Origin of the sequence: Streptomyces sp. NRRL F-525 (assembly GCF_000716605.1) — a bacterium.
Classification (GTDB): domain Bacteria; phylum Actinomycetota; class Actinomycetes; order Streptomycetales; family Streptomycetaceae; genus Streptomyces.
This window is the reverse complement of the sequence record NZ_JNXE01000056.1, coordinates 26,174-40,089: the sequence shown is the minus strand read 5'-3', so window position 1 is coordinate 40,089 and position 13,916 is coordinate 26,174. Positions and strand designations below refer to the sequence as shown.

Genomic DNA, 13,916 nt, shown 5'->3' with positions numbered 1-13,916 from the left:
GGTATGGCCCGGGGGCTGGCCGGCACACACCCACCCCCGGCCGGAGAAACCCCCCGCACAACCCCCACCCGACCGCCGGAGGCTAGTGCGCGGCCGACTCCCAGTCCGGCCCCACGCCCACCGAGACGTCCAGCGGTGCCCGGAGGTGGACCGCGCCGGCCATCGCGTGACGGACCAGTTCCTCTGTGGCCGCGCGCTCCCCGGGGGCGATCTCCAGGACGATTTCGTCGTGGACCTGGAGGAGCATGCGGGACTTGAGGTCGGCCTCGCGCAGGGCGGTGTCGACCTTGAGCATGGCCATCTTGACGATGTCCGCCGCGGTGCCCTGGATGGGCGCGTTCAACGCCATCCGCTCAGCCGCCTCGCGGCGCTGGCGGTTGTCGCTGTTGAGGTCGGGGAGGTAGCGGCGGCGGCCGAAGAGCGTAGCCGTGTAGCCCGTCGCCCTCGCCTCGTCGACCGCGCGGCGCAGATAGTCCCGTACGCCGCCGAAGCGCTCGAAGTACGTGTCCATCAGGACCCGCGCCTCGCCCGCGTCGATGTTCAACTGCTGGGAGAGGCCGAAGGCGGACAGGCCGTAGGCGAGGCCGTACGACATCGCCTTGATCTTGCGGCGCATCTCCGCGTCGACCGCGGAACCCTCGACCGAGAACACCTGGGAGGCGACCGTGGTGTGCAGGTCCTCGCCCGAGGTGAACGCCTCCAACAGGCCCTCGTCCTCGGAGAGATGGGCCATCACGCGGAGCTCGATCTGGCTGTAGTCGGCCGTCATGAGGGACTCGTAGCCCTCGCCCACCACGAAGCCCCGGCGGATCGCCCTGCCCTCGTCCGTGCGGACCGGGATGTTCTGCAGGTTCGGGTCCGTCGAGGAGAGGCGACCGGTCGCCGCCACCGTCTGGTTGAACGTCGTGTGGATGCGGCCGTCCGTCGCGATCGTCTTGATCAGGCCCTCTACGGTGACGCGCAGCTTCGCCTGTTCGCGGTGGCGGAGCATGATGACCGGCAGTTCGTTCTCGGTCTGGTTGGCCAGCCAGGCCAGCGCGTCCGCGTCCGTCGTGTAGCCGGTCTTCGTCTTCTTCGTCTTGGGCAGGCCCAGTTCGCCGAAGAGGACTTCCTGGAGCTGCTTGGGCGAGCCGAGGTTGAACTCGTGCCCGGCCGCCGCGTGCGCCTCCTTCACCGCCTGCTGCACGGCACCGGCGAACATCTGCTCCATGGCTTCGAGGTGCGCCTTGTCGGCCGCGATGCCGGACCGCTCCAGGCGGGCCAGCAGGATCGAGGTGGGCAGCTCCATGTCGCGGAGCAGGTCCGCCGCGCCGACCTCCTGGAGGCGCTCCCCGAAGGCGTCGCCGAGGTCGAGGATCGCACGGGCCTGCACCATCAGGGCGTCCGCCTCGGCGCCGTCGTCCGCGCCGAAGGCGAGCTGGCCGTCGGCCGTGGCGGCGGGCGCGAGTTCGCGGCCGAGGTACTCCAGGGACAGCGCGTCCAGGTCGAAGGAGCGGCGGCCGGGCTTGACCAGGTAGGCGGCGAGCGCGGTGTCCATGGAGATGCCGGCGATCGTCCAGCCGTGCTCGGCGAAGACCCGCATCGCGCCCTTGGCGTTGTGGAACACCTTGGGGCGGTCGCCGTCGGACAGCCAGGCCGCGAACGCGTTCTCGTCGCTCTCGTCCAGCTCGGCGGGGTCGAACCAGGCGGCCGCTCCCCCGGCGGTGGCGAGCGCGACCTCGGTCACCGAACCGGAGCCCAGCGCCCAGGTGTCGACGGTGGCGACGCCGAGCGGCTCGGTGCCGTAGTCCGCGAGCCAGCCGGTCAGTTCGCCGGTGCCGAGGACCGAGCCGTCGACCGCCACTCCGCTCTCGGCGGGCGGGGTCGCGTCGGCCTCCTCGTTGCCCGGGTCGACGGCCAGGAGGCGCTCGCGCAGGGAGGGGTTGCGGATCTCCAGGGTGTCGAGAACCATCGCGAGGGCCGTGCGGTCGTACGGAGCGCGCTCCAAGTCGAGGACGGTCTTGGGCAGTTCGACGTCCTTGACCATCTCGGTCAGGCGGCGGTTGAGCTTGACGGCGTCCAGGTGGTCGCGGAGGTTCTGCCCGGCCTTGCCCTTGACCTCGTCGACGCGCTCGACCAACTCCGTGAACGAACCGAACTGGTTGATCCACTTCGCGGCGGTCTTCTCGCCGACGCCGGGGATGCCCGGGAGGTTGTCGGACGGGTCGCCGCGCAGCGCCGCGAAGTCGGGGTACTGGGCGGGCGTCAACCCGTACTTCTCGACGACCTTCTCCGGAGTGAACCGGGTCAGCTCGGAGACGCCCTTCGTCGGGTAGAGCACGGTGGTGTGCTCGGACACGAGCTGGAAGGAGTCGCGGTCGCCGGTGACGATCAGCACGTCGAAGCCCTCGGCCTCGGCCTGGGTGGCGAGGGTGGCGATGACGTCGTCGGCCTCGAAGCCGTCGACCGCGAACCGGGACACGTGCATCGTGTCGAGCAGTTCGCCGATCAGCTCGACCTGGCCCTTGAACTCGTCCGGGGTCTTGGAGCGGTTCGCCTTGTACTCGGTGAACTCCTCGGAGCGCCAGGTCTTGCGGGACACGTCGAAGGCCACCGCGAAGTGTGTGGGCGCCTCGTCACGCAGGGTGTTGGCCAGCATCGACGCGAAGCCGTAGATCGCGTTCGTCGGCTGGCCCGTCGCGGTCGTGAAGTTCTCCGCGGGCAGCGCGAAGAACGCACGGTAGGCCAGCGAGTGCCCGTCCATCAGCATCAGCCGTGGACGGTCTCCGCCGGAGGTGTTCCCGGAGGTCTTGTCGGTCTTCTTCGATGCTGTCTCTGCCACGCCCCCGATCCTGCCACGCCCCACTGACAGTCGGAGTCACGGTCGCCGCGTCGGAGGTCACGGTCGCGACGGCCGACTCGCACCGGGGGTGGCGTAAGTCGCCGCCGCGACGGCGCGAGCGGCGGCCGAAATCGCCGTGGCCGACGGCGCGGAGGCGCATGCGGAGGCCGAGGCGGAGGTGAAGGTGGCGGGGCCGGTGGCGTCGCGGCGACGGTCGTAGGAGAACCCGTCCCCGTGGCCGCGCGGCCACGCGCGCGTGGTCAAGGTCGCCGACCGGCATCCACGACCCGACCTCGACCACCGCGTGCACCGCGTGGCCACGCGCGCGTGCCAAGGTCACCGTCGTCGCGGCAACGGACGCGGGCGGACGCGTCCCGGCCCGCCCGGTGCACGTCGGACAGACCGGCACCGCCCGCCGCAGCACTGGCCGGCCGACGGCACCCGCGACGACGACGAAGACCCACCGGACCAGCCACACCGGCCGCGACGAGGAGCCGGACAAGCCCACCCCGCGCCTCGCCCCTCGTACACGCCGGCCCCCTCGCAGCCGCCGCCCGCCACAAAGAAGCCGTTGCCCCGCCCCGCACACACCCCGCACACACGCCGCCCCCGCCCATCGCGCCCCGGACCGAGCCCCACCCCATCTCACCCCACACGCACGCTCACCCCGCTCACATGCCGTAACCCCGTACCTCCCGAACCCATAGATCCCACGAACCGACCTCGGCGATGTCAGCGCCCCGTGCGAGGATCGAAGACGTAGCGCACATGTGCCAGTGAAGGAGGGCCCGCGATGGCCACGAAGCCGCCCAAGGGTGATCCCGTCCAGGACGCCCCGCAGGTCACCGAGCCCAAGCACGCCGCGGCCGGACTTCCGGCGATCGGGCACACGTTGCGCATCGCCCAGCAGCAGATGGGGGTCAGGCGCACCGCGTTGACGCTGCTGCGGGTCAATCAGAAGAACGGGTTCGACTGCCCGGGCTGCGCCTGGCCGGAGCCGGACCACCGGCACGCGGCGGAGTTCTGTGAGAACGGCGCGAAGGCGGTCGCCGAGGAGGCCACCCTGCGCCGGGTCACCCCGGAGTTCTTCGCGGCCCATCCGGTGGCCGATCTCGCGACCCGCAGCGGGTACTGGCTGGGGCAGCAGGGGCGGCTCACGCACCCCATGTACCTCCCCGAAGGGGCCGAGCACTACGAACCGGTCTCCTGGGAGCGTGCCTTCGACATCGTCGCGGAGGAGATCGCGGCCCTCGGCTCCCCCGACGAGGCGCTGTTCTACACCTCGGGCCGGACCAGCAACGAGGCAGCGTTCCTGTACCAGCTGTTCGCAAGGGAGTTGGGCACCAACAACCTGCCCGACTGCTCCAACATGTGCCACGAGTCCAGCGGTTCGGCGCTGAACGAGACGATCGGCATCGGCAAGGGCAGCGTCCTCCTGGAGGACCTCTACCAGGCCGACCTGATCGTCGTCGCCGGGCAGAACCCCGGCACCAACCACCCGCGCATGCTCTCCGCCCTGGAGAAGGCCAAGGCCAACGGCGCGAAGATCATCAGCGTGAACCCGCTGCCCGAGGCGGGCCTGGAGAAGTTCAAGAACCCGCAGACCCCGCAGGGCATGCTCAAGGGCGCCGCCCTCACCGACCTGTTCCTGCAGATCCGCATCGGCGGCGACCAGGCCCTCTTCCGCCTCCTGAACAAGCTCATCCTGGAGACCGAGGGGGCAGTCGACCAGCCCTTCGTCGACGAACACACCCACGGCTACGAGGAGTTCGCGGCCACCGCGCGGGACGCCGACTGGGACGAGACGCTCCTCGCCACCGGGCTGTCCCGCCCGGAGATCGAGAAGGCCCTGGAGATGGTCCTCGCCTCCGAGCGCACCATCGTGTGCTGGGCGATGGGCCTCACCCAGCACAAGCACGCCGTCCCGACCATCCGCGAGGTCGTCAACTTCCTTCTGCTGCGCGGCAACATCGGCCGCCCGGGCGCCGGCGTGTGCCCGGTGCGCGGCCACAGCAACGTGCAGGGCGACCGCACGATGGGCATCTTCGAGCGCCCCGCGCCCGCCTTCCTGGACGCCCTGGAGAAGGAGTTCGGCTTCGCCCCGCCGCGCGAGCACGGCTACGACGTCGTCGCCGCGATCCGCGCCCTGCGCGACGGCGACGCGAAGGTCTTCTTCGCCATGGGCGGCAACTTCGTGTCCGCGTCCCCCGACACCGAGGTCACCGAAGCCGCCATGCGGCGCGCCAGCCTCACCGTGCACGTGTCGACGAAGCTCAACCGCTCGCACGCCGTCACGGGCGCGCGTGCCCTGATCCTGCCCTGCCTGGGCCGCACCGAGCGCGATCTCCAGGGCGGCGGCGAGCAGTTCGTGACCGTCGAGGACTCCATGGGCATGGTGCACGCCTCCCGCGGCCGCCTGGAGCCCGCGGGCGCCGAGCTGTTGTCGGAGCCGGCCATCGTGTGCCGCCTCGCCCGCCGCGTCCTCGGCGACCGATCCCGCACTCCCTGGGAGGAGTTCGAGAAGGACTACGCGACGATCCGCGACCGCATCGCGCGCGTGATCCCCGGCTTCGAGGACTTCAACGCGCGCGTGGCCCACCCCGGAGGCTTCGCCCTCCCGCACGCCCCGCGCGACGAGCGCCGCTTCCCCACCACCACGGGCAAGGCCAACTTCACCGCCGCCCCCGTCGAATACCCCGAACTCCCGGAAGGGCGCCTGCTGTTGCAGACGCTGCGCTCGCACGACCAGTACAACACCACGATCTACGGCCTGGACGACCGCTACCGGGGCATCAAGAACGGCCGACGGGTCGTCATGGTCCACCCCGACGACGCCGCCCGGCTCGGGATCGCCGACGGGTCGTACGTCGATCTGGTCGGCGAGTGGAAGGACGGCGTGGAGCGGCGGGCGCCCGGTTTCCGCGTCGTGCACTATCCGACGGCCCGGGGCTGCGCGGCCGCCTACTACCCGGAGACCAACGTCCTGGTCCCCCTGGACGCCACCGCCGACACCAGCAACACCCCGGCCAGCAAGTCCGTCGTCGTACGTCTGGAACAATCGGCCACCGACTGAGCGTTCGCTCAGTCGTCGGTCAGGTGCACCAACCGGACGCAGGACGAACGGAGTCGGCCCCATGGGCGAGCAGCAGCACGGGAAGTTCCCGCAGGACGTCATCGACGAGTACTCGGCCCTCGGCGTCGACCTGGTCGCCCTCTTCTCCGCGGGGCACCTCGGCACCCGGATGGGCGTGGAGATCGTCGAGGCGTCCGCCGAGCGCGTCGTGGGCACCATGCCGGTCGAGGGGAACACCCAGCCGTACGGACTGCTGCACGGCGGCGCCTCCGCCGTCCTGGCCGAGACCCTCGGCTCGCTCGGGTCGATGCTGCACGGCGGCAGCACGAAGCTCGCCGTCGGCGTCGACCTGAACTGCACGCACCACCGCGGCGCCCGCTCCGGCCTCGTGACCGGTGTCGCCACGCCCGTCCACCGGGGCCGCTCGACGGCGACGTACGAGATCGTGATCAGTGACGAGGACGGGCGGCGGGTGTGCACCGCGCGGCTGACCTGCATGCTGCGGGACCTGAAGCCGGGCGACCCGATCCCCGCGAACACCGCGGGCTGAATCTCCGCGCGGGCCGCGAACCGGCCCCGGACCAGCGGATCCTGACCCCGTCTTCCGCACCCCCGTCCACTCCCCTACCGTTTCCCCATGAGGCTGCCGGCATGAGCGGTATCGGGCCCGTCGAATCCGTCGACTCACCGGAGAGAGACGGGAGTTACGAAGTCATCGGGGGTGACTCGCCCCGCCTGAGCGACCATTGGCACACCCTGCCGCTGCGCACCCGCCGGGCCGTGCTCGCGGCGGGCACGGTCGCCGCCGTGGGCGTCGGTGCCGTCCTCCTGCCGCCCTTCCACGACGGGCGGCAGGAGAACCCCACCCCGCCCGTGCCGTGGCCCGCGAACATCACCGAATGGCGCTACACCGGACTCGCCCAGACCACCGACACCCCCACCACGACCGGTTTCTTCCGCTTCGCGGTCACCGTGGACAGCGGACCCCCCGTCGCCATCCGGGTCATCGGCGCCGCCTTCGACGGGCTCACCGCCCAGGCCGTCCCCGCCCCCTCCTTCACCGTCCACACCGGGGCGACCCGCCGCGTCACGGTGGAGATATCGGTTTCCGACTGTTCGGGACTGCCCCTGAATGCGGACCTCGCCTTTCTGGACGTAACGCTGCGTAACACGCGCGCAATACAACACCACAGTTTCATCTTCGGCAGCGCCTACTCCAAGGACCTTTCCCAGCTCCTCCACAGGGCCTGCGGCACGACAAACGCCAGGCCAGGCCCACGGCCAAGCGGAAGTGCAGGTTCTCAAAATGTGGACCGCGGCTGAATTCCGCCAAACCGGCTGAGACCCACCCTCCACGATCCCCGCCAACCTGCACGTCATAACAAGAAAGTCACAAGCCAGCGCACGACGATGCCCATGCCTACAGACCGGGCTTAGAGTCACGGCCAGTCACCGCTCCATCGGGAGTTGGGTACCAGCGCAGCACCTTGCCGCTCCACACCGGGGCGACTGTGCCTGCGGAAAGGACTGATTGTGCGACAGCGTTCTTTGGTGATACTGACCTCCGTTCTCACGACCGGAGCTCTGACCCTCACCGCGTGCGGCTCCCGGGACAGCGGCAGCAAGAGCGACAGCGGGTCGACCACCCTGACCATCGGTGTCGACGCCCCCCTGTCCGGCGAGAACTCCACCACCGGTCTCGGCATCCAGTACGGCGTCCAGATCGCCGTCGACGACGCCAACAAGAACAACTGGGTCCCCGGCGTCAAGTTCAAGGTCAAGGCCCTGGACGACAAGGCCCAGCCCGCCACCGGCCAGTCGAACGCCACCGCCTTCACCGGCGACAGCAGCGTCGTCGGCGCCGTCGGCCCGCTGAACTCCGGCGTCGCCCAGTCGATGCAGCAGGTGTTCGCCTCGGCCAACATGGTCGAGATCTCCCCCTCGAACACCAACCCCGCCCTGACCCAGGGCAAGGACTGGCAGACCAGCAAGACGCGGCCGTACAAGACGTACTTCCGCACCGCCACCACCGACGCCCTGCAGGGTGCCTTCGCCGCCGACTACGCGTACAACGGCCTCAAGAAGAAGAAGGCCTTCGTCGTCGACGACAAGCAGACCTACGGCGCCGGCCTGGCCGGGATCTTCAACAGCGCCTTCAAGAAGCTCGGCGGCTCCATCGCGGGCACCGACCACGTCAACACCGGTGACACGGACTTCAGCACCCTCGTCACCAAGATCAAGAACTCCGGCGCCGACCTGCTCTACTACGGCGGCCAGTACGACGAGTCGGAGAAGATCACCAAGCAGCTCAAGGGCGCCGGCGTCAAGATCCCGCTGTTCGGCGGTGACGGCATGTTCGCCACCACCTACATCCAGACCGCCGGCAAGTCCGCCGAGGGCGACCTCGCGACCTCGGTCGGCGTCCCCGCGGACACCCTGCCCGCCGCCAAGGCGTTCATCGCGACCTACAAGGCCAAGGGCTACAAGGGTGACTACGGCGCCTACGGTGCCTACGCCTACGACGCCGCCAGCGCCATCATCAAGGCCGTGAAGGCCGTCAAGGACGGCAACAGCGACAAGCTGCCCTCCGGCAACGACCTCCGCTCCAAGGTCGTCGACGCCGTCCAGAAGTCCGACTTCGAAGGCATCTCCGGCAAGGTCGCCTTCGACGAGTACGGCGACACCACGAACAAGCAGCTCACCGTCTACCAGGTCACCAACGGCGCCTGGAAGGCCGTGAAGACCGGCACCTTCAACGGCAGCTGACCTCGGTCAGAGCACACAGCACCACCGCACCACGGGCCGCGCGGAAGGAGGATCCCGACCGCGCGGCCCGTTGTCACACCCCCCCACCCCAGGCACGCGATCTGTGCACACGACCACCAGCGACAATGGAGGCCACGCGGTGAACACCCTGCCGCAGCAGCTGGCCAACGGGCTGCTCCTAGGCTCGATGTACGGGCTGATCGCCATCGGCTACACGATGGTGTACGGCATCGTCCAGCTCATCAACTTCGCGCACGGCGAGATCTTCATGACCGGCGCCTTCGGCGCCCTCACGGTCTACGCCTACATCCTGCCCGACGGCACCTCGATGGTGGTCGCCGTACCACTCATGCTGATCGGCGGCGGAATCGTCTCCGTCCTCGTCGCGGTAGGGGCCGAACGATTCGCCTACCGCCCCCTGCGGCAAGCCCCACGACTGGCCCCCCTCATCACCGCCATCGGCCTCTCCCTGTCCCTCCAGGAACTCGTCCGGAACTTCTACCCGGGCGCCGACAAGGCCCGCTCCTTCCCCAGCCTCGACGGCAACCACGACATCGGCTCCGTCACCATCTCCGACGCCGACATCTTCCTGGTCATCGCCGCCATCGTCTGCATGTCCGGCCTCGCCTGGTTCGTCCGCAAGAGCCGCACCGGCCGCGCCATGCAGGCCACCGCGCAGGACCCGGACACCGCGCAGCTCATGGGCATCGACACCAACCGCATCATCGTCATAGCGTTCGCCATCGGCGGCTTCTTCGCCGCCGTAGCAGCCGTCTCCTACGGCCTGAAGTACGGCAACATCGACTACCGCATGGGCTTCCTGATGGGCCTCAAGGCCTTCACCGCGGCCGTCATGGGCGGCATCGGCAACATCTACGGCGCCATGCTCGGCGGAGTCGTCCTCGGCGTCGCCGAGACCCTCGCCTCCGCCTACATCAGCAAGATCCCCGGCATGGAACAGCTCGGCGGCTCCAGCTGGGCCAACGTCTGGGCCTTCTGTCTCCTCATCCTCGTACTGCTGTTCAGGCCACAGGGCCTGCTCGGCGAACGCGTCGCGGACAGGGCGTGATCACATGACCGAGACGACCGAGACCCCCCAGACCCCGGCCACCGCCCCCGCGGAACAGCGCGGCCTCATCCCGCTGCCCCTCGCGGCCGCCCGCGCCCTCCTCCTGGTCGGCGGCATCCTCACCACCGCCTCCACCTTCCTGCGCTGGACCTGGACCTCCGACTTCCCCGGCGACCTCACCGTCAACGGCTACCCCGGCGGCCTCCAGGTCCTCACCCTCGTCGCAGGCCTCCTCACCGCGCTGTTCGCCCTCTCCGCCTACGGCGTCCGAGGACTCGGCTGGCTCCGGCCCGCCGACAACAACGCACCCCTCGTCCTCACCGCCCTCGGCGGCTTCGCCGTCACCTGGTACACGGTCATCGCGATCGCGGCCGAACTCGGCGGCATCGTCAACTGGGAACCCGGCACCTACATCGCCGCCGTGGCCTCCCTGCTTCCCGTCATCGGCGCCTTCGCCCTCCCGCAGGACGCCACCGACACCACCAAGGAAGCGCTCAAGGCGTACATCACCAAGGCCGACCGCGTCCCGGCCCCCCAGCCGACCGCACCCTGGATCCAGCGACTCGTCATCACGATCGTCGCCGCCCTCGCCCTCACCGTCTTCGCCTACGGCATCGACGCCGAGGACGAACTCTTCGTCGGCTTCCTCATCGTCGTCGTCTTCACGTCCTGGGCCCTGCAGACCGCCGGCCTCTTCGACCGGTTCAGCCACCTCACGGCCAACAACCGCAGCTTCGCCCTCGCCATGGGCTTCGTCGCCGCGATCGGCTTCCCCTTCACCCAGACCAACGACCACTACGCCAACCTCGGCGTCAACATCCTGATCTTCGGCACCGTCGCCCTCGGCCTCAACATCGTCGTCGGCCTCGCCGGACTCCTCGACCTCGGCTACGTCGCCTTCCTCGGCGTCGGCGCCTACACCGCCGCGCTGGTCTCCGGCTCCGAGTTCTCCAAGTTCTCCGGCGTCCAGTTCCCCTTCTGGGCCGCCGCCCTCACCGGCGCCGCCGCGTCGCTGGTCTTCGGCGTCCTCATCGGCGCCCCCACCCTGCGCCTGCGCGGCGACTACCTCGCCATCGTGACCCTCGGCTTCGGAGAGATCTTCCGTATCGCCGTGAACAACATGGACGGCGTCTCCGGCCCGGACATCACCAACGGCCCCAACGGCATCCCGTCCATCCCCGACCTGTCGTTCTTCGGCTTCAACTTCGGGGAGAACCACGACATCGCCGGGTTCACCATCGGCCGCTTCGCCAACTACTACCTGCTGATGGTCGTGATCATGGCGCTCGTCGTCACGATCTACCGCCGCGCCTCCGACTCCCGCATCGGCCGCTCCTGGATCGCCATCCGCGAGGACGAGACCGCCGCCACCGCCATGGGCATCAACGGCTTCCGCGTCAAGCTCATCGCGTTCGCCCTCGGCGCCACCCTCGCCGGCCTCGCGGGCACCGTCAGCGCCCACGTCACCTACAGCGTGGTACCGAACCCGTACCAGTTCGCCGGAGCGGCCCCGCCCAACTCCGCGTTCCTCCTGGCCGCCGTCGTCCTCGGCGGCATGGGCACCGTCTCCGGACCCTTCCTCGGCGCCGCCCTGCTCTACCTGCTCCCGGAGAAGCTCGTCGCCCTCCAGGACAAGTCGCTCCTCGCCTTCGGCATCGCGCTCATCCTCCTGATGCGCTTCCGCCCCGAAGGCATCATCCCCAACCGCCGGCGCCAGCTCGAGTTCCACGAGACCGGCCAGCTCGACGTACCGGACACCACGACCCTGACCGACGAACCGGCCATCACCAAGGCAGGGGCGTAGAGAGCCATGACGACACCAGTACTCGAAGCCCGTGACGTCACCATGCGCTTCGGCGGCCTCACCGCCGTCCGCTCCGTCGACTTCACCGTCAACTCCGGCGAGATCGTAGGCCTCATCGGCCCCAACGGCGCCGGCAAGACCACCTTCTTCAACTGCCTCACCGGCCTCTACGTCCCCACCGAGGGCACGGTCTCCTACAAGGGCACGGTGCTCCCGCCCAAGCCCCACCTGGTGACCAAGGCCGGCATCGCCCGCACCTTCCAGAACATCCGCCTGTTCTCCAACATGACGGTCCTGGAAAACGTCCTCGTAGGCCGCCACACCCGCACCAAGGAAGGCCTCTGGTCGGCCCTCCTGCGCGGCCCCGGCTTCAAGAAGGCCGAAAAGGCGAGCGAAGAACGCGCCATGGAACTCCTGGAGTTCATCGGCCTCGCCCACAAGCGCGACCACCTGGCGAGGAACCTCCCCTACGGCGAGCAGCGCAAGCTGGAGATCGCACGCGCCCTCGCCTCCGAGCCGGGCCTGCTCCTCCTGGACGAGCCCACCGCCGGCATGAACCCCCAAGAGACCCGCGCCACCGAAGAGTTGGTCTTCGCCATCCGCGACAAGGGCATCGCCGTCCTCGTCATCGAGCACGACATGCGCTTCATCTTCAACCTCTGCGACCGCGTCGCCGTCCTCGTCCAGGGCGAGAAACTCGTCGAAGGCACCTCCGACGTCGTCCAGGCCGACGAACGCGTCGTGGCCGCCTACCTCGGCGAACCGTTCGAAGGCACCCCCGACGAAACGGCACCCACAGCCGGGACCACGGAAGCGGAGAGCACCACCAGCACCAAGGGAGAAGCCCAGTGACCGCACTGCTAGAGGTCGAGGACCTCAGGGTCTCCTACGGCAAGATCGAAGCCGTCAAGGGCATCTCCTTCAGCGTCGAAGCCGGCCAGGTCGTCACCCTCATCGGCACCAACGGCGCCGGCAAGACCACTACCCTGCGCACCCTCTCGGGCCTGCTGCAGCCCTCGGGCGGCAAGATCACCTTCGACGGCAAACCGCTCAACAGCGTCCCCGCCCACAAGATCGTCGCCCTCGGCCTGGCCCACTCCCCCGAAGGCCGGCACATCTTCCCCCGCCTCACCATCGCGGAGAACCTCCAGCTCGGCGCCTTCCTCCGCAAGGACAACGCGGGCATCGAGAAGGACATCCAGCGCGCCTACGACCTCTTCCCCATCCTCGGGGAACGTCAGAAGCAGGCGGCGGGCACGCTGTCCGGCGGCGAGCAGCAGATGCTGGCGATGGGCCGCGCCCTCATGTCCCAGCCGAAGCTGCTGATGCTCGACGAGCCCTCCATGGGCCTCTCGCCGATCATGATGCAGAAGATCCTGGCGACGATCGTGGAACTCAAGGCGTCGGGCACGACGATCCTCCTCGTCGAACAGAACGCCCAGGCGGCGTTGTCGTTGGCCGACCAGGGCCACGTCATGGAGGTCGGCAACATCGTCCTCTCCGGCACCGGCGAGGACCTCCTGCACGACGAGTCGGTACGGAAGGCATACCTCGGCGAGGACTGAGTCTTCGTCCAGCGGTTGCTTTTCCACGACGAGGCCCGCGCCCCGAAACTGGGGGCGCGGGCCTCGTCGTACGTACCGTCGCGGGGTGTCAGCCCTTGGAGGACTTCTTCTCGTCCGCGTCCTGGATGACCGCCTCGGCGACCTGCTGCATGGACATCCGCCGGTCCATCGACGTCTTCTGGATCCACCGGAACGCGGCCGGCTCGGACAGCCCGTACTCGGTCTGCAGGATCGACTTCGCACGGTCGACCAGCTTGCGGGTCTCCAGCCGCAGGGTGAGGTCGGCGACCTCCTGCTCCAACTGCTTGAGCTCGGTGAAGCGGGACACCGCCATCTCGATCGCGGGCACGACGTCACTCTTGCTGAAGGGCTTCACGAGATACGCCATCGCACCGGCGTCCCGGGCCCGCTCGACGAGGTCGCGCTGCGAGAAGGCGGTCAGCATCAGCACGGGCGCGATGCCCTCTTCGGCGATCTTCTCGGCGGCGGAGATACCGTCCAGCTTGGGCATCTTCACATCGAGGATCACCAGGTCGGGCTTGTGCTCACGGGCCAGCTCGACGGCCTGCTCACCATCACCGGCCTCACCGACGACGGTGTACCCCTCTTCTTCGAGCATCTCTTTGAGATCGAGCCGAATCAGGGCCTCGTCCTCGGCGATGACGACACGGGTCGTCAGCGGAGGCACGTGCGACTTGTCGTCGTCGGGCGCGTCTACGGGCTGGGGCGACTCGGGGGCGGTCACGGGGGCTCCTCGTTCAGGGCACGGGGGTAGTGCTGACAAGAGCCTACCTAGCTGCGATAAGGTGGGGGCACAG

Annotated in this window: 10 protein-coding genes; 8 read left to right on the top strand and 2 right to left on the bottom strand. The window is 69.1% G+C overall.

Annotation, left to right across the window (positions count from 1 at the left end):
• Positions 1 to 82: 82 nt before the first annotated feature.
• Entirely contained in the window at positions 83 to 2,821 is a 2,739-nt protein-coding gene (gene polA, locus OO69_RS44925; protein WP_033286789.1) for a DNA polymerase I, read from the bottom strand.
• Positions 2,822 to 3,614: 793 nt separating this feature from the next.
• On the opposite strand from polA, the gene OO69_RS44920 reads away from it, so the two are divergent.
• From OO69_RS44920 to OO69_RS44885, 8 genes are all read left to right on the top strand, one after another.
• Positions 3,615 to 5,894 carry an FdhF/YdeP family oxidoreductase gene (locus OO69_RS44920; RefSeq protein ID WP_033286788.1) on the top strand — a complete coding sequence of 760 codons (2,280 nt, stop codon included), beginning with the start codon at positions 3,615 to 3,617 and terminating at the stop codon, positions 5,892 to 5,894.
• 61 nt (positions 5,895 to 5,955) lie between these two features.
• Positions 5,956 to 6,444 (top strand): PaaI family thioesterase, encoded by a 489-nt coding sequence (locus tag OO69_RS44915; protein ID WP_033286787.1) that lies wholly within the window; start codon positions 5,956 to 5,958, stop codon positions 6,442 to 6,444.
• 101 nt (positions 6,445 to 6,545) lie between these two features.
• Complete coding sequence (locus OO69_RS44910) at positions 6,546 to 7,217, top strand: hypothetical protein (protein ID WP_033286786.1); 672 nt, start codon at positions 6,546 to 6,548, stop codon at positions 7,215 to 7,217.
• 225 nt (positions 7,218 to 7,442) lie between these two features.
• Positions 7,443 to 8,660 carry a branched-chain amino acid ABC transporter substrate-binding protein gene (locus OO69_RS44905; RefSeq protein WP_033286785.1) on the top strand — a complete coding sequence of 406 codons (1,218 nt, stop codon included), beginning with the start codon at positions 7,443 to 7,445 and terminating at the stop codon, positions 8,658 to 8,660.
• Positions 8,661 to 8,799: 139 nt separating this feature from the next.
• Positions 8,800 to 9,729 (top strand): branched-chain amino acid ABC transporter permease, encoded by a 930-nt coding sequence (locus OO69_RS44900; RefSeq protein ID WP_033286784.1) that lies wholly within the window; start codon positions 8,800 to 8,802, stop codon positions 9,727 to 9,729.
• Between the two features lie 4 nt (positions 9,730 to 9,733).
• A complete protein-coding gene (locus OO69_RS44895; RefSeq protein WP_033286783.1) occupies positions 9,734 to 11,533 on the top strand; it encodes a branched-chain amino acid ABC transporter permease in 1,800 nt (599 codons plus the stop codon).
• Between the two features lie 6 nt (positions 11,534 to 11,539).
• Positions 11,540 to 12,385 (top strand): ABC transporter ATP-binding protein, encoded by an 846-nt coding sequence (locus OO69_RS44890; RefSeq protein ID WP_033286782.1) that lies wholly within the window; start codon positions 11,540 to 11,542, stop codon positions 12,383 to 12,385.
• Positions 12,382 to 13,098, top strand: coding sequence for an ABC transporter ATP-binding protein (locus tag OO69_RS44885; RefSeq protein WP_033286781.1), 717 nt, complete (start codon positions 12,382 to 12,384; stop codon positions 13,096 to 13,098). The genes OO69_RS44890 and OO69_RS44885 overlap by 4 nt, the downstream gene beginning before the upstream one ends.
• 88 nt (positions 13,099 to 13,186) lie before the next feature.
• On the opposite strand, the gene OO69_RS44880 is transcribed toward OO69_RS44885, so the two are convergent.
• A complete protein-coding gene (locus OO69_RS44880) occupies positions 13,187 to 13,843 on the bottom strand; it encodes an ANTAR domain-containing response regulator (protein WP_019062225.1) in 657 nt (218 codons plus the stop codon).
• Positions 13,844 to 13,916: the final 73 nt, after the last annotated feature.